Annotated in this window: 16 protein-coding genes and 2 riboswitches; of the genes, 4 read left to right on the top strand and 12 right to left on the bottom strand. The window is 43.3% G+C overall.

Going from position 1 to position 21,494, the window contains the following annotated elements; all coding sequences use genetic code 11:
- Window positions 1-150: 150 nt before the first annotated feature.
- The 10 genes from G3569_RS00675 to G3569_RS00630 all read right to left on the bottom strand — a co-directional run bounded on the left by G3569_RS00675 (window position 151) and on the right by G3569_RS00630 (window position 10,923).
- A complete protein-coding gene (locus G3569_RS00675; RefSeq protein WP_165265045.1) occupies window positions 151-876 on the bottom strand; it encodes a Dph6-related ATP pyrophosphatase in 726 nt (241 codons plus the stop codon).
- On the bottom strand, window positions 873-1,439 hold the full coding sequence (gene cobC, locus G3569_RS00670) for an alpha-ribazole phosphatase (protein WP_165265043.1): 567 nt from the start codon (window positions 1,437-1,439) through the stop codon (window positions 873-875). Before cobC ends, G3569_RS00675 begins: the two co-directional genes overlap by 4 nt.
- Window positions 1,424-2,182 (bottom strand): adenosylcobinamide-GDP ribazoletransferase, encoded by a 759-nt coding sequence (locus G3569_RS00665; protein WP_165265041.1) that lies wholly within the window; start codon window positions 2,180-2,182, stop codon window positions 1,424-1,426. The genes cobC and G3569_RS00665 overlap by 16 nt, the downstream gene beginning before the upstream one ends.
- Window positions 2,179-3,225 carry a nicotinate-nucleotide--dimethylbenzimidazole phosphoribosyltransferase gene (cobT, locus tag G3569_RS00660; protein WP_165265039.1) on the bottom strand — a complete coding sequence of 349 codons (1,047 nt, stop codon included), beginning with the start codon at window positions 3,223-3,225 and terminating at the stop codon, window positions 2,179-2,181. Before cobT ends, G3569_RS00665 begins: the two co-directional genes overlap by 4 nt.
- A gap of 385 nt (window positions 3,226-3,610) precedes the next feature.
- Window positions 3,611-4,117: a bifunctional adenosylcobinamide kinase/adenosylcobinamide-phosphate guanylyltransferase gene (locus G3569_RS00655; protein ID WP_165265037.1), complete on the bottom strand. Its 507-nt coding sequence runs from the start codon at window positions 4,115-4,117 to the stop codon at window positions 3,611-3,613.
- A gap of 178 nt (window positions 4,118-4,295) precedes the next feature.
- On the bottom strand, window positions 4,296-5,348 hold the full coding sequence (locus G3569_RS00650; RefSeq protein WP_165265035.1) for a YncE family protein: 1,053 nt from the start codon (window positions 5,346-5,348) through the stop codon (window positions 4,296-4,298).
- Between the two features lie 12 nt (window positions 5,349-5,360).
- The gene (locus tag G3569_RS00645) at window positions 5,361-7,286 is read right to left on the bottom strand and encodes a TonB-dependent receptor plug domain-containing protein (RefSeq protein ID WP_165265033.1); all 1,926 of its coding nucleotides are present in this window, start codon (window positions 7,284-7,286) and stop codon (window positions 5,361-5,363) included.
- A 36-nt stretch (window positions 7,287-7,322) separates the two neighbouring features.
- Window positions 7,323-7,536, bottom strand: a riboswitch (cobalamin riboswitch).
- 62 nt (window positions 7,537-7,598) lie between these two features.
- Window positions 7,599-8,666, bottom strand: a complete 1,068-nt coding sequence (locus tag G3569_RS00640) for an ABC transporter ATP-binding protein (RefSeq protein WP_205719966.1) — start codon at window positions 8,664-8,666, stop codon at window positions 7,599-7,601.
- On the bottom strand, window positions 8,624-9,688 hold the full coding sequence (locus G3569_RS00635) for an iron ABC transporter permease (RefSeq protein WP_205719965.1): 1,065 nt from the start codon (window positions 9,686-9,688) through the stop codon (window positions 8,624-8,626). Before G3569_RS00635 ends, G3569_RS00640 begins: the two co-directional genes overlap by 43 nt.
- Before the next feature lie 11 nt (window positions 9,689-9,699).
- Entirely contained in the window at window positions 9,700-10,923 is a 1,224-nt protein-coding gene (locus G3569_RS00630; protein WP_165265027.1) for an ABC transporter substrate-binding protein, read from the bottom strand.
- Window positions 10,914-11,154: riboswitch (cobalamin riboswitch) on the bottom strand. Its footprint overlaps the gene before it by 10 nt.
- A 503-nt stretch (window positions 11,155-11,657) precedes the next feature.
- Here G3569_RS00630 and G3569_RS00625 point away from each other — a divergent pair.
- The 4 genes from G3569_RS00625 to G3569_RS00610 all read left to right on the top strand — a co-directional run bounded on the left by G3569_RS00625 (window position 11,658) and on the right by G3569_RS00610 (window position 20,265).
- The gene (locus G3569_RS00625) at window positions 11,658-12,713 is read left to right on the top strand and encodes an efflux RND transporter periplasmic adaptor subunit (RefSeq protein WP_165265025.1); all 1,056 of its coding nucleotides are present in this window, start codon (window positions 11,658-11,660) and stop codon (window positions 12,711-12,713) included.
- Window positions 12,714-12,752: 39 nt separating this feature from the next.
- Window positions 12,753-16,046, top strand: coding sequence for an efflux RND transporter permease subunit (locus tag G3569_RS00620; RefSeq protein ID WP_165265024.1), 3,294 nt, complete (start codon window positions 12,753-12,755; stop codon window positions 16,044-16,046).
- Window positions 16,047-16,057: 11 nt separating this feature from the next.
- On the top strand, window positions 16,058-19,093 hold the full coding sequence (locus G3569_RS00615) for an efflux RND transporter permease subunit (protein ID WP_165265022.1): 3,036 nt from the start codon (window positions 16,058-16,060) through the stop codon (window positions 19,091-19,093).
- Window positions 19,094-19,548: 455 nt separating this feature from the next.
- Window positions 19,549-20,265, top strand: coding sequence for an acyl-[acyl-carrier-protein] thioesterase (locus G3569_RS00610; protein ID WP_165265020.1), 717 nt, complete (start codon window positions 19,549-19,551; stop codon window positions 20,263-20,265).
- Window positions 20,266-20,351: 86 nt separating this feature from the next.
- On the opposite strand, the gene G3569_RS00605 is transcribed toward G3569_RS00610, so the two are convergent.
- Window positions 20,352-21,170 (bottom strand): aldo/keto reductase, encoded by an 819-nt coding sequence (locus G3569_RS00605; protein ID WP_165265018.1) that lies wholly within the window; start codon window positions 21,168-21,170, stop codon window positions 20,352-20,354.
- A gap of 110 nt (window positions 21,171-21,280) precedes the next feature.
- Window positions 21,281-21,484 carry a PID-CTERM protein-sorting domain-containing protein gene (locus G3569_RS00600; RefSeq protein WP_205719983.1) on the bottom strand — a complete coding sequence of 68 codons (204 nt, stop codon included), beginning with the start codon at window positions 21,482-21,484 and terminating at the stop codon, window positions 21,281-21,283.
- Window positions 21,485-21,494: the final 10 nt, after the last annotated feature.

The following is a 21,494-nucleotide window of genomic DNA, read 5'->3' as shown; positions in this document are numbered from 1 at the left end:
TCTGTGCTAGAAATCTCAAGACAGATTAAAAATCAACAATCTAAATGGTAGAAAACCAGAAGTAAATGGATACTTAACATTATAAAAATGGGAGATTTTCAAGCGGTTTAGAAATAGAAATATTGAAATAAAACAGACCACTCCGGATACTTATATTTCCAAGTCAAGAAACCAATACAAACATTGAGCTGGCTGGTCTGAGTCATCCCGAAACGAATGAGAATCGTCATTATCGGGCAGGTCATAGGTGCGTTCTACAGTCTCCCCTATGTTGAAAGAAACAGGAGCTTCAAAGATCGGTCCATCAAACACAAAGGTATGAAATTCCCCATTTTCTCCACAGGGATCTACCCCCTGCGGCAAATCTTCTATAAAAGATTCATCGTAGAGCCGCCCAACAAAACTTTCACCCAATTTTTGTCCACTAACTGAAACTACGACTGCTTTAAATCCGACCTCAATAAATGCTTTAGACAGTGCTGATGTAGATTCTTTCCACAAGGGAAATTCGGCATTCAGCCCGATTTTCTTTAACTGCTCTTCGCGATACTCTTTAAGATCCTCTAAAAAGATATCTCCAAAGATGCCTGTACAGATCCCTTTCTCTTTATGCTCTGAAAGTTCCTGCTCCATATAGGTGTTATAGGCTTCCATCCCCAAATTTTCCGGTAGCATCAGTTTGTGCAACGGCAGACCAATTTGCCGAGCTTGCTCTTCAATCAATCCCTGATGAATGCCATGCATTGAAACTCTCTGGTTCGATTTATTAAAGCTCGTCAACAGACCCGATATTTCATAGGCATCATCCTGCAAAACACGATATAAGGCGAATGAAGAGTCTTTACCCCCGCTCCAGTTAAATAATGCTTTTTTCATCTGTTGATATAGGCTACTGAATTTCGATTATGTTGGCGGGATATCTTTGAAACGCTTCCGTAATCAACAGCCAAACGAAAACTGTTCTCAAGGGGAATGCCTAATACCTGGCTTATCAGGCAACGGATAACGCCCCCGTGGGTTGCCACCAATAGATGTTCCGGTTCTTCCTTAATGAGCTCTTGCCACCAGTCCACCACCCTGTTATTTAATTGCTGATACGATTCTCCGCCGGGAGACTCAATTTCTACGAAGTTTTCCATCCATGGCCCTAACTCTCCCTGGGGAATATCATCCCACCGCCGGCCTTCCCAGTTGCCAAAATCTAGCTCCATCAGGCGTTCGTCGGTAATTACATCATCAGAGGCCAGATCATTAGCTAACTTGTGACAACGTTTTAGTGGACTGCTATAGACCGTATGATTATGAAAGCCTTTGGGAAGCTTTCCCTTTAGGATATTCACTTCTTTGGCATAGTCAACGGCTAATCCAATATCTTTTTGTCCGTAACAAATCCCCTCGTCGATATCGGGGGTAGTGTGTCGAATTAAATAAACGTCCATATAACTACTGCTGACAGGTAAAAAGTTACTTCGGTTAGTTGTTGTGTGGCTCCGCTACAATCGCCGGTATGTCCGCCGATCCATTTATTAAAGAAATATCCCAAATATACCAGTACGGCGACCATAGGAATAAGGCTAAGCCAGATCCAATAATGTGGAACCAAGAGCAGCGGGAGTAGACCAAAAACAGCACTGACTGTAATAGAAAATGGAGACATCTTTTTTGCTACCGGCTTGGCTTTAGAGGGTTCACCACGTACGTAATCGTGAGTCATAATCAGTGTGGTCGCTAAAAATCGACTAACAGCATGACCCGCTATCAACAAAAAAGGGATTGCAGCCGATGGAAGCTCATTGAGGCTTACAAACTTCAGTGCAAGAATCCCTGCCAATCCGGCCACCCCAAAGGTACCGATGCGGGAATCTTTCATGATACTGAGGATTTTCTCTTTGGTCCATCCGCCGCCAAAGCCATCAAACATATCGGCCAGGCCGTCTTCGTGGAAAGCACCGGTCAACCATATTGTCGCCAGCATACTCAATAAAATAGCAATTGGTTGTGGAAAGATGAGATTGAATCCCCAAAAAACTCCTGCCCCTACACTGCCGACAATAATCCCCATCAGGGAAAAGTATCGTGCACTTTCATTTAGAAATTCCGGGGAATGATCTACCCACTTGGGACACGGAATTTTGGTAAAAAACATTACCGCCGTCAGAAAGACCTGTATTTCTCGTTTCATTCCTTATCACCTTGTGATACGCCGGCATCTTGGAACGATGCCATCTCATTTAAAAAGTTAACTGCTGATTCCACAATGGGATAGGCCATAGCGGCCCCGGTACCTTCACCTAATCGCATGCCCAGCTGCAGCAATGGGTTAGCTTGCAGGTAATTCAACTGAATACGATGTCCCTGCTCATCCGACTGATGGGCAAAAATTCCATACTCCCGAGCATCGGGATAACATTCGCAGGCAACCATAAAAGCTGCAGTGGCAATAAACCCATCCACTAGAATAACCATCTGCTGCTCTGCTGCCTGCAATACGGCTCCTACTATCATGGCAATTTCATATCCCCCAAATGTCTGTAGAATAGAAAATGGATCGCCGTCAATATCATGAGCTTCGATAGCCTTTGCAAGTACCTTGGCCTTTTGGGATACGCCCTCATCATCCAGTCCCGTACCTTTGCCCGTGCACTCTTCAATGGACTTACCGGTAATTAAACTTGTGATGATAGCTGCTGATGAGGTATTGCCTATCCCCATCTCTCCAAAACCGATGATATTCGTTCCCTCATCAGACCATTGGCTGACAAGCGCTGCTCCTGCTTCAATGGCATTATTACACTGGGCGGCAGTCATAGCCGGGACCTCAGTATAGTTTTGAGTACCCTCTGCTACTTTGCGGTCGATCAGCATTTCATTGGGTGGGAGTTCTGCTGCTACTCCGGCATCAATAATTTTTGTTGCTAAACCGTGCGTTTCACAAAATACATTTACGGCGGCCCCTCCCCCTACCATATTCATTACCATCTGTGCCGTTACTTCCTGGGGATAGGCATTCACTACTCCTTCGGCGGCAATACCGTGATCTCCGGCGAAAACGGCCAACAACGGGATTTGCAGCTGGGGCTCTAACTCCTGCTGTATAAGCCCGACTTTAAGAGCAACCTCTTCCAGCCTGCCGAGTGCCCCCACCGGCTTGGTTTTATTGTCAATTTTATGCTGTAGGGCCTCTTCCAAATCCTTTGCTACTGCTGATATATCAAATTCTTTCATCTAATAAATACTTTATCTCAATGGTGATAATTGAAAATGCTGAAAGTGAATACTTTGCCGGACTCAGTCCATGGTTCAACATGACATGGAGATCTTCCTATTGAAAATATAATGTATAAACACCATAGCGCGAGCGTCCGCTCGTGCTTATTTACTTGTTTGCCAACTGTCAGACTTCCGGCCCAATTTATATTTGTGCTCAATATAAATTTAATGTAAAAGGCCATCCCCCTTAATCCCCGCAACGTCGCTAAAGGCCTACTGCGCCGAAGTAGATTTCAGCTACGTAGGCTGTACTTTGATGCGTCGGCGACCTTCAAGGGGGACATTTTAACAGTCCATCTCATCATTAGGCCTCAAAAAAGTTCAACTAAGAAATCAAAAGCTAGCCTTTTACTTCAACGGGAATGCCGGAAACCATAAGGGTTACTTTATCGGCCTGTTTCGCGATGTACTGATTCATCCAGCCCTGCATATCAGCAAATTTTCGGCCGCTTTCGGTGTGGGCGTGCGTGCCCATACCAATTTCGTTGGTGACTAAAATAAGCGTGCAGTCCTTTTTAAATAATTTCTCAAGTTCGTTCTTCGCCAACTCCATCGACCGGTCAATATCCTGGTCGGTATCCATAAAAAAGTTGGTAAGCCAAAGTGTAATACAATCGACAACCACAACTTCTGCTTTGACCTCAATATCTCCCAACGCTTTTTCAACTTCGAGGCTAGTCCACCGCTCGTCACGATCATCTTTATGCCGTTCCACGCGCTGCTCAAAGTCCTCATCCCAAACGCGTGCCGTAGCAATGTATACCGGACTGTCGGTTAATGATAGAGCAAGCTCCTGGGCCCTGCTGCTTTTGCCCGATCGCTGTCCGCCGGTTATTAAGTGGATCATATCATCATTATTCAATTAACCTTTCAATACAAATGGCATTCTTATTCAAACTATTCCATCCGAAAGTACATCCGAGTATAAAATAATCCTGAACGGGCGAACCCATCCAGGATTATTTTATTGGCTCAAGTAATCGGACCTTAGAGAAGCCCGATTATTGGTCTCTCTTTTAGGGGTATCAGTTGCTTGTAAAATGAAACTTGTGGGGAATAATACCTACGTTAAAAGAATCCACAGCAGTCCCTTTCAGATCATAAACATACCCTTTACCGGCTTGAGAGGTGCCTTTACTTTTGCCAGTATAAATACGCTCCTGCAAAGGGAAATAACCAATTGAATAGAAAGACTCAGTATCAATTGCCTGTTCTTTTATTGAATACGTATTCATATCAATTACAGAGATACCATCATTGATCAAATAGGCTTCTGCTTTTTCAACGTTCAATGACATACGTTTTTGGTACGATGTGGTTCCGACCTCAACGCCTGTAACAATCGAATCAATCTTTGTAGCTGTTTGAGCGTCTAGAACATAAAGGCTAGCGGGTTTATCTGTGTACGACGATCCATTACAAGCAATCCAAATTCGATCTTCATTATCGAGTAACATTTCATTTGGTGCATATCCTACATTAATTGTTTTCTCAATAGAAATATCTGAAGGATCAAGAACAGTTACCGTATTCCCTCCATTATTTGTGGCATATAACTTGCCGCCCGCAAACTCAATATCACGGACCATAGAACTCACATCTGTTTTTTGATCCGTTTTTTTCATGTTAGCCAAATCATAAGCAATAATTCTTCTTATATCTTCACTATTTTGATTGTATTGATAAAGACCTACATACGCGGTTTCGTCCACCACCTCTATAGCAGTAGGAGAATAAGTAAATTCAATAGTTCCTTCGCTTTTTAGTGAATTTTTATCTACAATTTCAATTTTATTGGCTTTATTTGATACAATATACAGGCGATCACCAATTACTTTTGAAGTTTGCAGATAACCTGCCATGGGACGACCGTTTGCCTTATCAAAAGCTTGTAAGGTGGTACTGCCCGATTCAGGACTGTAACTTGTAATAGATCCATTTGCAGAACTAAAGTTCCCTTCATTAAGCACATAAACTGTGGCATCTTCTAACGGATCAGTATTATTGCCATTATCTTTTCCACATGATGCTATAACAAGCACCAATGATAAAAGAAGTATTGAGTATCGTTGTTTCATTATAGTATATATTTAGAATTTATAGGTTGCAGTTATTGAAAAGTTGTAGTTCCGTTTAGGCATGGGATACCAGCTGATAATTTCATAGTTCTCACCAAGTATGTTTTTAGCTGCTGCCAGTACTTTTAGATTGAAATTTTGATACGTTTTCTTCAGTTGCAGGTGAGCATCTATCACTTGATATGGATCTAGAGAATTGCTGACAGCTTCGGTTTCTGTCAAATATCTTCTACTTATCCAACGGTATTTTAGAACCGCTGTAGCAATGCCTCGTTGTAGTGTCAGCGATGCGTTATACTTCCATTTGGGTACCAGGCGGACTTGATTACCTACCCCTTGATCTCCCCGGAAACGAGCTTCTGAAATCTCTGTACTTGTCATTATTCCTTTCTGATCAATCGTTAATAACCATGGTCCTTCATATAAAAAAGTATTGGTAAGATGGGCTTCAATTCCTTTAGTCGTTACCTGCTCCACATTACTCGGTGCCCATTGTCCCGAATTATTAGGATACCACCGAATACCATTATCCACCTTACTGTAGTACCCCGTAATATCGAGGGAGGTAATCCCTACAAACTGCGTTTGGCTTAAGGAAACTCCCAACTCTGCACTGTTACTTCGCTCAGGTTTAAGGTTAGGATCGCCGGCATCTCCCCAATACAGGGCATTAAATGATGGTGCATTAAAATCGCGACTCAATTGCCCGCGCAAAAAGAGACGGTCTGCAAACAGTTCATAATTTGCTCCCAATGAAGGACTTAATACCGTTCCAAAATCACTATACATATCAACCCGCAATGACGGATAAATACGCAACCGTTGACTGTCTAGTGTAAGCTCTGGGTTCGTTAATACACTAAACTGTTGTCGATTCTTAATGTCTTTATAATTATTTGTCTCAACACTTGTCAATTCACCACTAACCTCCCCCTTTAGTAACAAGTGTTCACCAACCGAATGGATAGCAGTGGAACTTACCATCCAACGTTTGGTCGTACTTAAGCTGCGAGTACCATTGCCGGGATCAAAGTAATTCAGCTTTATCTTTTCTAAATAATTCTTAAATGCCAGCTCCGTATCACCCCAATTTTTATCGTATGAACTCAACCAACGTAATGACTTATCATTTTGTCGTGCCTTGGGGTTCGTACTAAGTATATCACCAGGGATCTGGTTTTTACTATCAGATAGCCAGAAAGTAGTTTTCCATTGATCAGAATCTCTGTTTTGTCCAACCGAACTCATTACACTGTAGCGTTTACTCCGGTTGTGCTTTCGTTTTTCAACTCTATTATAAGCGCGGCTAAAATATTCATAGTCATTATCTCCATAATCATAGAGCCCCCGAACTGATACCAGAACCCCATCAGCATTATACTTGCCCTGCACCGACGATTGCCACTGACCAAAAGACCCAATACTTTGATGCGTGGAAACATAATTCGTTTGTTTCCAATCTGATCCGAGATAAAGTGCACCCGAAAGACTTCCTCCGCCAAAAGCGGTACTGGGCGTGCCGGAACTAACCTGTACATTTGAGAAAAAGCTGGCCGGCAGCAATGATAAATCTGCCTGTCCCTGCATTGGGCTGTTGATGGGAATTCCTTCCCACAATACCTGTATCTGCTCTGAAGAGAGCCCACGTTGTGATGCTGTAGCCATCCCGCCGGGCCCATAATCTTTAATCATAAGAGAGGACTGTGAGGCTAACACCTCAGCTACTGATAAGGTCTTTAACATCTCAAGCTGCACCGAATCAATAACTTCTACATTGGTAGGTTGGTAGTTTCTTGGCTGGTATATACGAGTGGCTTTCACTTCAATTTCATCCAACTGAAGCGTATCACTTACAGTTTGCCCATAAGTGGTAATAGGGGTAAGAAAAAGGACACAACAAATTATAGCTGTGCTATAACGAATACATAGTTTTAACATAAAATCCTCGTAGAAACTTTAACTCCCGAAAGTTCCTCGAAATAGAATCGATTGGCAGGTCTCCTGGCTTTTCCAACTATCGGGCCTTCCCATCCACCGGCAGGTAGATAGTGACACAAAGATATGCGATAGTTATTTCACGGAATTACAGTTGCGGGTACAGCTTCCGATTCCCAAGCTAGAACGCTCGGTCACGAAATTCCCTTTTCACCCCAGTACTAATGGGGAACCGAATCACTATTTCAAAGAGCGCTGTAAGGTATAACCTTTAACTAGAAAATAAAAGCGTGTTAACCATTAAAAATTTCATATCTAACAATATTTCTTTAGCTGTTCTAACATTACTTCAATAGAATTACACTCAAAATGGTCTTCACAGCAATGCAGCCTCCATTCAAAATCATTGCCCGTTCGTTTGACCTCTACCTGAATATCGGTGCCATTCGATTCTTTTACCTGGTATCCCGATCGCTCCAGGGCCCGCCGTGTCCAAAACTGACCCACCGCATCACCATGTAAATAAATCGGGGCTTTTTGGGGATGGAGCAGCTTAAATGAGCCCGTGCTGCGATCAAATTCAAAGCTGTCGCGTTCAAAAACCGACTCAAAAGTACCATCCAACACCAAATCTTCGGGCGTGCCGGTAATTACATTACCATTCATATCGATTAACCATAATGTATCAGCTGCCTTAAGAGCCAGATCCAGTTCGTGGGTGGACAGTAGAATTCCTTTTTGGGTGTCATGGGCCAGTTCTCGGAGCAGGCGAATGATCTCTACCCTATTAGGCAGATCCAGGTGAGCGGTCGGCTCGTCAAGCATGATGGCTGAGGTGTTTTGGGCCAACGCCCGGGCAATCATCACCTTTTGGCGCTCCCCGTCACTGAGCCGAAGCACATCCCTATTTACAAACTGTTCAATGCCGGTTGACTGTATTGCCCAGTCAACAATCTCTTCATCCTGTTTACTGAGCGACCCAAACCATCCCGTATAGGGTGACCGGCCAAACGATACCAGTTCGTAAACACTCAAATTACCGATTGTAAGCCGGTCGGTAAGCACCGTACTTACCTTTTTAGCAATCTGCTTAGCAGAAAAGGCCTGTAATTTTTGGTCTTCTAACTCAATTAATCCTCCAAGAGGACGGTGCAATCCGGTCAACGTTCGGATAAGCGTTGACTTACCCGATCCGTTGGGTCCCAACAAGCAAACAATCTCCCCACTGTTGAGAACTACATCAATATCTGAAGCTACTACTGTAGGAGTCCCCATAGTTCGGCGGGCCGGAAAGCCGATACTCAATTCCTCCGTAGATATGATCTGTTTTTCAAACTCCATCAAAATGAGGCCTGCAGGTTTTTGCGTTGGATGATTACCCATATTACTACCGGCGAACCCACCAAGGATGTTACAGCACTGATAGGAAGTGTGGTTGTGGAACCGGGTACCTGCGCAATAATATCGCAAGCCAACAGCAGAATGGCTCCCATTAACAATGTACTGGGAATCAACACCCGGTGGTCGTTGGTACCTAAAAGTGAGCGGGTTAAATGAGGCACCGCAATCCCCACAAAACCGATGGGACCACAAAAAGCGGTAATACCTCCGGCCAGCAGACTGGTACTCACAATAATCCATATGCGCGTGCTGGCAACCGACAGCCCCATACTGCGCGCATAGTTTTCACCAAGTAACAGCCCATTCAATGGTTTCGACAGTACCAGGGCTATTCCCCCTCCCACAACAGCAACTGCTGCTAAAATCCAGAGTTGATCCAGTGGCACCCCACCCAGGCTACCAAAAGTCCAAATGAGATAATCCTGAATCTGCTCGGGACGGCTGAAATATTGCCAAATACTTACGAGAGCGATGGTAACATTGCCTATCATCAAACCGATAATGAGTAGCGTCACATTATCACGCACTTTAATGGATATCAGTAAAATAAGCAGTAACACGGCAGCCGATCCCAAGCTGGCAGCTAACACAATGAGCCAGCTTCCCATGGCCGAAAGCTGTTGAATGGCAAAAATACTGGTGATAGTTCCGGCTGCTAACATCACAACGGCAACACCTAAGCTGGCTCCTGCCGTGATGCCCAATACCGAAGGTCCGGCCAATGGATTTCGAAACAGCGTCTGCATCTGGAGGCCACCCACAGCCAAAGCACTACCAGCTATAATGGCTGTTACCGCACGTGGCAGACGAATATTTACCACAATTTTGTGCCAAGATTCCTGTCCGGCTTCTCCTCCCACTAAAATCTGAAGAATAGCTTCTATGGGAATATCAACCGAACCAAGAGCCAGGTTTAACACAAATAGCACACATACTCCGGTAACCAACAGAAATAAGTAAAGCGGACGTATGCCCGGTCCGTGTTGTTGTGGCTGATCAGTCATTAATCTTCCCATTACTTAATTTTCTGGTAGTAATAGAGTTGATGATCCGGAACTATTTGGGGATGTAGGATCTTAATAAGATCAGCCAACAAAATATCGGGATTGACCACCCCGGACTCCCAGTAATCATTACCTCCTGAGGGGTGAAGTCGCTTGTTATTATTATAAATCTCTCCAGTTTTTAATGCTTTAAATTCCTTAAATCGGCTGTCCTTGGCTAAAATATCTTCCTTCGTTTGAGCAGAACCGGGATTCAACCAAATATCTGCTTCTAATCCTTGCTCATATACTACTTCAAAACTTTTTCTCAATCCACCAGTGCCTTCCGTATCCAGCCAGGGGTAGTCGGCCCCGGCATCTTTTAAAAACTGTGCAGCAAAACTATCACCTGCCGATACAAACCATGCTCCTTTATAGGGCATACTGTTTATAATCATCGGCTTTTGTGATACCGTATCAGTAGCAGCTTTCAATTTGTTGTACCGGGCTACAACAGCATCAAACTTTTTATTCGCCACCTTTTCTTTATTCAATAAAGCAGCCATTACTTTCACCCACTCTGCTTTACCCAGCGGGGTGGTCTCCAACCATTCAGAGTTTACCAGGATATTGATGCCTGATTCAATAAGTACCCGATAGTTATCAAACTGTGACGATTGTCCGCCCGATATCATCAGCAGGTCCGGATTTAATTCTAATACTTTTTCTTTATTAATCTCTCCTTGTTTCAGGCTCATTATCTCCCCGCTTTCAATCCCCTTTCTCACTTTAGAGCTATACACATACTCGGCACCAACCATCCCAGAGAGAACTTCATTGGCTTCCAGCATTTCTAGAAGACCAATATGTGTAGTAGAACTGGCAACCATACTGCGAATGGGAATAGGAATTGCACGTGCCCCTTCTACATCTACTTTCCCTTTCAATTCTCGGGGTACTAAAGCATAGCGCAGGGTATCAACCTTATCCTGAAAAGGTTTTAGGATTTCGAGTAGCTTATAGTTGTTGTGGTACTCAATCTGGAAGCCTTCAGCAAATTCAGTATGAACCTGATCTTGAAAGTAGGTGGAATCGGCAGGAACATTGCTGGTCTTGGGCTTTTCCGATGTTTTTTGGCAGGCTATTACCGTTAAAACTACCGGAAAGATGACAATGATCAATAAACGAAAACAGAGATGGTAAAAGCGTTGTTGCAACATGGATACAGCTTTTCTCCCGAAAGCTTTTTCCGTCATCAATACGGGCAGGTCTTCTGGCTTACTCCACTTTTGAGAACCTTCCCCCCGAAATCTATCATCAGGAGTGGATATAACAGCTATCAAAAGGTCACACCCTATTAGGTGCGTAGAGATTACAGCAGCGGGGACTGCTCCGGACTTTGGGTATTAGCAATGCGTAAGACCAATCACCGGATTCCCATTTTAACTGCATTTGATTTAATGCAGACCTTTATTGAATCAGTACGTTAAAATTATAAGATCCATAATAATAACGGTATTCTGGATCATAAGCCAACACCGAAATGGTCAAAACATATCCATCAATATAAAGGGAAAAGAGGCCAAACTGTTTCTTTCCCTCAGTTACATCGAGACCAAATATACTGTCGGGAGAGACCAAGCTGGTCACAAAGATTACGAAGAACAGAATTGGAGAAAAAACCGATCCGCGGGCGAACAAAATGGCTTAATAAAATTGTTTTACAAGGTTCCCAAACCAATATTTTTAAATACTAAATTGATTGGCTGCTAATTTATTTAGCTTATATGACCTATTCGTTCTAAGAAATATGCCTCCCCTCAAAACAGCCCTTATAGCAATCTATGGCCATTTTTATGGGAATTTTATAACCAATAAAAACACCGTTCTCCCAGTCGGTCAAAAACTTTTCGTAACAATTTTCAAAACTGCTCCGTATTGAAAAACAGATAGTTTAATAATTCTTAATCTTTTCAAATTGGTTTTTAGCATGAATTTTTCAGCAAAAAGATTGGCTTTAGGATTGGTTGGGTTGTGTGCTGTATTCATCTCTTCTTGTAGTACAGAAACACAGTCAAAAGATGTCATGGATAAAGATTCCACAGCAGCTGTGCCGGTAGAAGTAGCTACTGCCAATACAGGAGATATATCGGCTTATTATTCCAGTACAACAACCCTCGAAGCAGATGAAGAAGCTACTGTTGTAGCAAAAGTTCGTGGTTTGGTCGAAACGCTCCATGTTGAAGAAGGGGATATTGTACAAGCCGGAGACCTGTTGGCACAACTCGAAGATGAACAGCTTAGGCTGGAAGCACAACAGGCCAAAGCGACAATGGACCGTCTCAAAAATGAACTTAATCGTAAGAAAGAACTCTATCAAAAAGAGCTAATTAGTGCACAGGAGTTTGAAAATGCTAAATATGAATTCCAGGCACAGAAATCATCCTATGAACTTGCACAACTGCAGCTAAACTATACACAGATTACGGCTCCCATCAATGGGATCATTTCTGACCGTATGATCAAAGTGGGTAATATGATTAATTCCGATCAAGAGGTATTTCAGATTACTGACTTTGACCCTCTTCTGGCCGTCCTTGATATCCCTGAGCATGAGATGAATAAGCTTAACAAGGGACAGTCTGCAAAAATAAAAGTAGATGCTATCCCCGGTGCAACTTTCTCGGGACGTGTTTTACGAATCAGCCCCACTGTTAACTCAGAAACCGGAACCTTTGAGGTTACCGTTTCAATAAAAGATGAATCACGGAAGCTTAAACCGGGCATGTTTGGTCGAGTACGTATTGTCTACGACACCCACCAAAATACCTTAATGATTCCAAAGAACGCAGTGATGACAGAAGACGGTGCCAGCAGTGTTTATGTAATCAACGATAAAATGGCTTATCGCCAGAATGTACGTACTGGGTATATCAATGGGGATAATATCGAAATTATAGAAGGGATAAATCCTGCCGATACGGTGGTAACAGTCGGGCAAAACAGCCTGCAAGACAGTGCTTTGGTAGAAATTGTCTCCTACTAATTAATATCTGCTCTTTCACATCCAAAAGGGGTCTACACAATGAAATTGATTGATTTTTCCATCCGCCGTAAAGTGACGATTGCCATGTTTACGATTGGCATCATTTTATTTGGTTTTGTGTCGTTAAGTCGACTTAACATCAACTTACTGCCAGAACTGAGCTACCCTACCCTTACAGTGCGTACTGAATTTGAGGGGGCTGCTCCTGCAGAAGTTGAAAATCTGGTATCAAAGCCGGTTGAAGAAGCACTGGGCGTTGTTAAAGATGTTCAACAGGTTCGTTCTATCTCGCGATCAGGCCAGTCCGACGTTACCCTGGAATTTTCCTGGGGGACTGATATGGATTTTGCCAGTATTGATGTCCGTGAAAAACTCGACGCTCTGCAACTTCCCCTCGAAGTTGAACGACCGGTTATTCTTCGTTTCGATCCTACCCTGGATCCTATTATGCGCTACGCTTTCTTTATCAAAGATACCAAGGACGAACAAACGGATGTCAATTACGCCAGCTTGGAAAATGGACAAGCTTCAGACAATCAAATTAATAAACTTAAAAAGCTTCGCCGCTTTGCCGATGAGCAGATAAAAAAAGATCTACAATCTTCCCAGGGTGTTGCCTCTATAAAGGTAAGTGGTGGACTTGAAGAAGAAATTCAGGTTTCTATTAACCAAGATCGACTTGCTCATTTAAATATCCCAATATCACAAGTCACACAGGTTCTTGATGCTGAGAATGTAAACCTTTCCGGCGGGCGCCTGGAAGAAGGAAATCAGCAGTATTTGGTACGCACCCTAAACCAGTTCCAAAATGTTGATAATATCCGCAATGTAGTTATAACTAATAAAAATGGGTCTCCTGTTTATTTAAAAGATATTGCCACGATTCAACAGGGTTACAAAGAGCGAGAAGCGATATCTCGCCTTAACGGACAAGAAGCAGTGGAGATTGCTATATATAAGGAAGGTGATGCCAACACTGTAAATGTTGCCAAGAATGTACAGGCTCAAATGGCCAGTGTTTCTGATCGTCTGCCCGAAGGCATGGCCGTAACTAAAGTGTATGACCAGTCGACCTTTATATCTTCGGCTGTTAGTGAAGTAGTCAACGCTGGCATAATTGGTGGAATATTAGCAATTATTATCCTCTTTCTGTTCCTCCGCAGTTTCTGGGCTACCGTTATTATATCTCTGTCAATACCGGTCTCTGTAATTGCTACTTTTAACCTGATGTACGGCAACGATATCACTCTGAATATCATGTCGCTTGGAGGTATAGCCCTGGGGATTGGCCTATTGGTAGATAACTCCATTGTGGTGCTTGAAAATATTGCCCGGCACAGGGAGATGGGTAAAGGCCCTATAAAGGCCGCAAAAGACGGTGCCGGGGAGGTAGGCACTGCCGTTATTGCTTCTACCCTCACAACTATTGCTGTATTCTTCCCCCTTGTTTTTGTCCATGGTATTGCCGGTCAGCTGTTCCGCGACCAAGCCCTTACGGTAACCTTCTCACTGTTGGCTTCATTGGTTGTAGCTATTACCCTGATACCAATGTTATCATCACTGGCGGGAAGAAAAAAAGCCGAGGTTGAAAAACCGGAACTTCGTGAACCCAGAACCATGGCGGGTAAATGGATGCGTGCAGCACGTATCTTCATTTTTGAAACGGCCCCTACCTTTGTTATTGGGGTTTTTAGCAAAATTATTAGTGGCCTCAGCAAAGGGATTATGTACATCCTGAACCCATTTCTCAATGCTTTTGATAAAGGATTTACTGCTATTGAAGAGCGATACCCCGATTTGTTAAGATGGTCACTCCGTCATCGATTTACCGTTATCGCATTTGCCTTTTTATCGCTCATGGGTACCTTAATGCTCGTTCCACAGCTGGGTATGGAGCTTATTCCTTCCCTTTCACAGGGCGAATTCAACGTAGAATTTCAACTCCCCCCAGGTACTCCCATTGAACAAACCGACCGTGCCCTTAAGCAGGTTCAAAAAGCAGCAAATAATATTTCAACAATTGATGCTACCTTTGCTGTTGCCGGTACCGGTAACCAAATGGATGCAACCCCAAATCAAGGGGGAGAAAATTGGGGTGAACTCAATGTTGCTCTCAATGATGGGTCCGGTCGATCCCTTGAAGAGAACACCATGGATGAGCTGAGACTAGACTTACAGCGCATTCCCGGGCTCGACTATAAGTTTTCACGTCCTGCCCTGTTTACGTTTAAAACCCCTGTCGAAGTTGAAGTTTCCGGATATGATCTCAAAGATCTCAAAACCGTTAGTGATCGAATACTTCAGAAGCTTACTTCTAATGATCGCTTTGCAGATGTCAAGTCTACCATGGAACAGGGAAATCCGGAAATACAGGTGACTTTTGATCGTCCTAAAGCCGCTTCACTGGGACTGCAAGTCTACGAAGTAGCAGATCTGGTTGTCAGCAAAGTGCGAGGAGATGTTGCTACTCGCTATTCTTGGCGAGACCAAAAAGTTGATGTTCTGGTAAGAGCCCAAAAACAAGATCGTTCTACTGTTGATGATATTCGTAACCTCATTATTAATCCCAACAGCAGCTCCCCGGTGCCACTTTCCAGTATAGCCAATATTAAAGTGGCTACCGGCCCAAGCGAGATTCGGCGCCGAGCTCAACAACGTGTTGCCGTAATATCTGCCAACCTTAGCTATGGCGACCTTGCTACTGCAGCAGAAGAGATAAGATCAGTTATTGATGAAACCACCATCCCGGCCGGATTACAAGCCCGGGTAAGTGGACAAAATGAAGAGATGGCAGACTCTTTCCAGTCGCTCATTTTCGCTCTTTCTCTGGCCGTATTCCTGGTTTACCTGGTGATGGCCTCACAGTTCGAGTCATTGCTACACCCATTTATCATCCTTTTTACTATTCCATTAGCCCTTGTCGGTGCCATTCTTGGATTATGGATTACCGGTTCCACCATTAGTGTGGTCGTATTTATTGGGCTCATCCTTCTCGCCGGTATAGTTGTGAATAATGCTATCGTTCTCATCGATCTGATTAACCAGATGCGAGCTCGCGGGAAAGATAAAATCCAAGCTATTTTGGAAGGAGGAAAATCCAGGTTACGCCCAATCCTCATGACAACACTAACTACGACTCTGGGCTTATTACCGCTTGCAATAGGAATTGGTGATGGAGCTGAGCTCCGTGCCCCGATGGCAATAACGGTAATTGCCGGGCTTATCGTTTCTACCCTGCTTACGCTTGTTGTTATACCTACAATGTATGCCATCATGGATCAAAAGGTATACAAATCCGCCACAGCAGCAGAACAATCAAACGTTAAAAACTGAGGGACTATCTCATGAATTTTACTGATCTCTCACTTCGTCGACCGGTAACCACCATTATGGTGTTTATCAGCTTTGTAGTTATTGGCATCATTGCCAGCCGAATGGTACCTCTCGAGTATTTCCCGGATATCTCTTTTCCCGGTGCATATATTTCTGTTCCCTACCCCAACTCTACCCCAGAAGAGGTCGAGCGTAACATTACCCGACCTATTGAGGAAGCCCTGGCAACAATCAGCGGTTTGGAACGCATGAACTCCACTTCCAGCGAAAACCAAGCGGGTATTTTTGTACAGTTCAAAATGGGGACCAACATCAGTATGAAAGCGATGGAGGTTAAAGAAAAGATTGATGGTATTCGTAACCAGCTACCTGACGATATGGAGCGTTTTACCATCAACAAGTTTTCTGCACAAGACGACCCCATGATGAAGCTTCGTATATCCAGCGAGCGGAATCTTTCCAATGCTTATGATCTGCTTGACCGCAACCTTAAACGACGTATTGAACGTATTAATGGGGTTGCAAAGGTAGATCTGTATGGAGTAGAACAGAAACAGATTCGAATTGAACTCATTCCGGAGCGGCTCAAAGCCCACAAAATAAACCTTAATGAACTCACTCAGAAGCTACGGAGAAGTAATTTCTCGGTCACAGCCGGAAAAGTAGAGGATGCCGGCAAACGGTATATGGTTCGACCTACAGGAGAACTTTCAGATCCTGCTGAATTTGCCCAATTGATTGTTGGACCAGATAATCTTCAGCTCAAAGACATTGCAACAGTCGGTTATGGAAAACCCGATAGAGATTATGGTCGCCACTTAGATCAAACATATGCCATTGGGCTTGATATATTTAAAGAATCAGGCGCCAATACCGTTGAAATTGGCGACAACGTATTATCTGAAATTGATGAAATAAATAAGCTACCCGAAATGCGGGGCATCAAAATCTATGAGATGAACAACCAGGCTGCCGGTATTATAAGTTCACTTTCCGAGCTTTTAAAGGCCGGGCTGCTGGGTGCTTTTTTCTCTATTATTATCCTCTACCTTTTCCTTCGACGCCTCAGCACCACCCTTATTGTTGCCATGGCGGTTCCCTTTTCTCTTATCGTAACATTGGGGCTGTTATACTTTATGGATCTGTCTCTTAATATTTTATCGATGATGGGGCTTATGCTGGCCGTAGGAATGCTCGTCGATAATGCGGTTGTAGTCACTGAGAATATCCATCGCAACCAAAACCTGATTAATGATAAGGTAGAAGCTACCAAACGGGGAGTTAAACAGGTAGCAATGGCTGTTACAGCCGGTACCCTGACAACGATCATAGTATTTTTGCCTAATATCATCAGCGAAGATTCTATGATCGCCATTCAGCTATATCATGTAGCCATTACGATTATTCTGGCACTATGTGCTTCGCTGCTGATCTCCCTGACGATTATTCCATTGCTTACTTCGAAAGTAAAAGCTCCAGAGAAGTCAGAGGAGAAAAATCGTATTATTGATAAGCTTGAAGAAAAGTATAGCCAGGGATTAGCTTGGCTTTTAAAACGCCGGTATACCTCGAGCTTGCTTATCTTTGGTACCCTTTTCAGTGTTATTGTGCCCATGAGTATGACAAACATCGATATGTTTCCTTCATCGAAATCACGCGAACTTTATCTCCACTATCAACTTAATGACCGGTATACCGTTGAACGAGTAGAACAATCTGTGAGTCGAATAGAGGAATACCTCTACAGCAATAAGAAAAAGTTCGAAATTGATGCGGTCTATTCCTATTTCGAACCTGAACAAGCTACATCTACCCTTTTACTTACGGATAATGACCAGGCAGAAAAAGATGTTAAAACCATCAAAAAAGAGATAGAAGAGAATCTGCCCAAACTTGCTATCGGGGAGGTATCTTTTGAATTTCGCGACCGAACCGGGGGCGAACAGCTCCAGGTATATATCATTGGAGAATCTTCGGAGGTTCTTGTAGACTTGGCAGATGAAGTTGTCAGGCGACTGGAGGACACCCCCGGTATTGCTGAGGTTCGTTCTGAAGCGGAAACCGGCACCGAAGAAGTACAAGTTATGGTCGATCGGGAACGAGCCCGAAAATTGGGGGTTTCCACGCGTGAAGTAGCCAATCTTGTTTCCAGCTCTATACGAGGCGTGAATTTACGCAGGGTTCGTGGCAAATTTGGCGAAACCGATGTTGTATTGGCGTTACAAGATAGCGATCGCCAATCAATTGATGATCTTATGAAACTGCCTGTTACGCTGGAAGATCAAGAAAAAACGGTTACCCTTGCCTCACTGGCAGATTACCGAATGGATACCGGCCCCCGGACTATCCGCAGAGAAAACCGTCAAACTTCGATGGGCGTAACCATTAGTCTTGATGATCTGCCAATGAACAAGGCAAAAGAGCGAATCTTCCCCGTCCTGGACCAAATTAACTATCCCGCAGGTTATGGCTGGAGCCAAGGCCGAAGTTTTGAACAAGACCAAGAAGCAATGGATGAGATGCTCGTAAATATGTTTTTAGCCATGTTTCTGATTTACTTGGTGATGGCTTCGCTTTTCGAGTCTGTGCTCTTTCCATCCAGTATCATTACCTCTATTTTCTTTGCCGTCGTTGGGGTCTTTTGGTTCTTCCTGGTTACCGGCACTACCTTCTCTTTTATGGCGATGATCGGGATACTTATCTTAATGGGAATTGTGGTAAACAACGGTATCGTACTGATCGACCATATCCACCAGCTCCGTGAATCAGGTATGCCTCGTTTCGAAGCCATTATCAAAGGTGGAAAAGATCGTATGCGCCCAATTTTGATGACCGCTGCCACTACGGTGCTGGGGCTTCTCCCCCTCTGTTTTGGAAATACCCAAATTGGCGGTGACGGACCTCCCTACTTTCCAATGGCTCGTGCCATTGTGGGTGGCTTAACCTTCTCTACCGTTGTGACTTTGGTTATCTTACCGGCAATTTATCTTATCCTTGATGATATTAAACTCTGGGGTAGTCGGGTTTGGCAGGCAGGTACAAAATGAGCCTGATAGCCTGCCGATCTTAGCCCATTCCTACTGGTAACCATGTGTGTTGGGCTACAATACAAACATTCCAAGTTTTGAAAACTTGGAATGTTTATTACAGAGATCATTCCCAAAAAGCATTGTAAAGGGCTTTGCAAAACTAGTCACATCTTGTGATACATGAACCATGTACTGAGTTTATCAGCCGAAGCCAGACCTACACCTTAGGTTTCAGTAGGTTATACCCTGGCGCAGGTTGGCCTGTCGAAGTATCTCTTTCAGCATCTCGTATACAGTTATTAACTTTAAAAACCGAGATCCTGAACTCATTACTACTACGCCAAGGTGTAATCTGTCGAAACCCTTAAGTGCAGGTATGGCTTCGTAGCACAGGTTCAGGATAACATACCGAATTTTGCAAAACTCCCATTTAAAAGTTTACTTTGTCCTTTCTTTCTAAAAGCCCCATTCCTATGACAACTAAAAAATCAATTTACGAGGAATCATTTAAAATTCGTGCCTCTGAGGTAGATAATAACCATCAGGCTACCCTCCCCGCAATTTGTGATCTACTGCAAGAGATTGCCGGAAATCATGCCCGTAAACTCTCCTTTGATATCACTGATTTGCAACAGGATAAACGGACTTGGGTACTTCACCGCTTGCAGATTCAAATAAATCGATTCCCCGAATGGCGAGAATCGATCCGTATCAAAACCTGGCCATCCGGTGGTGATGGCCTCCGGGCACATCGTGATTTTTTACTGCTAGACGATAATGAAAATATCATTGGAAGAGCCTTGAGCTATTGGCTAATACTGGATCTAAAAAGTCGTCTCCCAGTAAGAATTCCCAAGAAGATCCTGGAATTGGTGCCTCGGGATAGCGAGCATCTACTTTCGCCAACAGAAGCTGAATTTGAGACTTTTGAAGAAGTCGAGTCAAATCACACTTATAATATTCGAAAAACAGATTTAGATCTTAACAACCACCTAAATAATGTTAAATATATAGAATGGATGTGTGCTTGCCTGCCTAAAGAAACAAGAATAAACAACCTTGATGTTATTTTTAAGGCTGAAGCGATGCTGGGAGATACCGTAGAAGCATTATATCAATTGAAAAAAGACCAGCACCAATTTCAAATAAGAAAAACCAATGGCAAGATTTTAGCATTGGCCCATTCTTAGTCTAAGATATCTTGATATCAAAGCTATAAAAAAAGGGGAACGAATAAATCGTTCCCCCTAAAAAGAAATATGCTATGTACTAAGCTCTATCCCCAGTCCGGAGCAAAGCTTGGATTCACCAATCGAGTGCCTTTCTCCAGTTGGTCGATCCTTTCGAAATCCTCATCTTCAAGATAGAAATCAAACACTTCAAAGTTTTCTTTGAGGTGTTCTTCACTTGAGGCTTTAGGGATAGCCACCACATTTTCCTGTTCGATCAACCAGCGTAAAGAGATCTGCGCAGGTGATTTATCGTACTTTTGGGCAATCTCCTGCATTTCATTGTTTTCCGTAACCTTCCCTTGAGCCAGCGGACTATAGGCGGTAACCATAATATCTTTCTCCAGGGCATAATCAAGCAGATCCAGCTGGTCGATAAACGGATGGAATTCAACTTGGTTACAAAAAATAGGTGCTCGAATCTCATCATTAACTACTTTGAGTAGATCCAGCGGAAAGTTACTGACCCCTATATTCATTGCCTTACCCTGATCGCGGAGTACCAACATAGACTCAATGGTTGCTCGAAGGTCGTACTGGTTATTGGGCCAGTGAATCATTAGCAGATCTACGTATGGAGTATCCAGCTGTCTAAGGCTCTCTTCAGTAGATTGTAAAACGTCATCGGCATCGAGGTTGGTGTGCCAGATCTTTGTACTCAGAAAGATATCTTCTCTGGGTACATTAGAAACACTGAGTGCCTCCCCGATTTCACGCTCATTTTTGTACATCTGAGCAGTATCAATATGTCTGTAACCAAGATCGAGTGCTGTTCGAACTATTTTAGAACACTCTCTGTCGTGTAGCTTATAAGTCCCGAGGCCAATTTCCGGGACCTCAAGTCCCTGTATGTTTTTATATTGCATTTTTATTAAAAGAAATACTCCGTATTTATTGAGATTTAAGTAAAGCTATGAATTCTTTTGAATTAATCAACGATGAACTAAAATATATAAACTAAAACGGATCTGAAAGGCTATTTCTGTTTCCGTAATTTCTTAATAGCATATCCTCCGCCTATAGCTGCCAATATTCCTAATCCCCCGTCAATAGGTGTTTGCTCAGGGTTACCGGGAAGGCTCGGTTGAGCAACAGAGTCGCCGGGTAATCCAAGGATTATGATAATTAACAGACACAGTACCGTAACCAGTAATAAGGAGTAATTCTTTTTTATTCCCACTTTTGTAATA

Origin of the sequence: Fodinibius halophilus, from assembly GCF_011059105.1 — a bacterium.
Lineage (GTDB): Bacteria > Bacteroidota > Rhodothermia > Balneolales > Balneolaceae > Fodinibius > Fodinibius halophilus.
Note: the sequence above shows the minus strand (reverse complement) of the source record. Positions and strands in the feature narration are given on the sequence as shown.

Coding starts and splice junctions, on each gene's coding strand:
- G3569_RS00675 (WP_165265045.1), bottom strand. CDS start 876: ATGAAAAAAGCATTATTTAACTGGAGCGGGGGTAAAGACTCTTCATTC.
- cobC (WP_165265043.1), bottom strand. CDS start 1,439: ATGGACGTTTATTTAATTCGACACACTACCCCCGATATCGACGAGGGG.
- G3569_RS00665 (WP_165265041.1), bottom strand. CDS start 2,182: ATGAAACGAGAAATACAGGTCTTTCTGACGGCGGTAATGTTTTTTACC.
- cobT (WP_165265039.1), bottom strand. CDS start 3,225: ATGAAAGAATTTGATATATCAGCAGTAGCAAAGGATTTGGAAGAGGCC.
- G3569_RS00655 (WP_165265037.1), bottom strand. CDS start 4,117: ATGATCCACTTAATAACCGGCGGACAGCGATCGGGCAAAAGCAGCAGG.
- G3569_RS00650 (WP_165265035.1), bottom strand. CDS start 5,348: ATGAAACAACGATACTCAATACTTCTTTTATCATTGGTGCTTGTTATA.
- G3569_RS00645 (WP_165265033.1), bottom strand. CDS start 7,286: ATGTTAAAACTATGTATTCGTTATAGCACAGCTATAATTTGTTGTGTC.
- G3569_RS00640 (WP_205719966.1), bottom strand. CDS start 8,666: ATGGGTAATCATCCAACGCAAAAACCTGCAGGCCTCATTTTGATGGAG.
- G3569_RS00635 (WP_205719965.1), bottom strand. CDS start 9,688: ATGACTGATCAGCCACAACAACACGGACCGGGCATACGTCCGCTTTAC.
- G3569_RS00630 (WP_165265027.1), bottom strand. CDS start 10,923: ATGACGGAAAAAGCTTTCGGGAGAAAAGCTGTATCCATGTTGCAACAA.
- G3569_RS00625 (WP_165265025.1), top strand. CDS start 11,658: ATGAATTTTTCAGCAAAAAGATTGGCTTTAGGATTGGTTGGGTTGTGT.
- G3569_RS00620 (WP_165265024.1), top strand. CDS start 12,753: ATGAAATTGATTGATTTTTCCATCCGCCGTAAAGTGACGATTGCCATG.
- G3569_RS00615 (WP_165265022.1), top strand. CDS start 16,058: ATGAATTTTACTGATCTCTCACTTCGTCGACCGGTAACCACCATTATG.
- G3569_RS00610 (WP_165265020.1), top strand. CDS start 19,549: ATGACAACTAAAAAATCAATTTACGAGGAATCATTTAAAATTCGTGCC.
- G3569_RS00605 (WP_165265018.1), bottom strand. CDS start 21,170: ATGCAATATAAAAACATACAGGGACTTGAGGTCCCGGAAATTGGCCTC.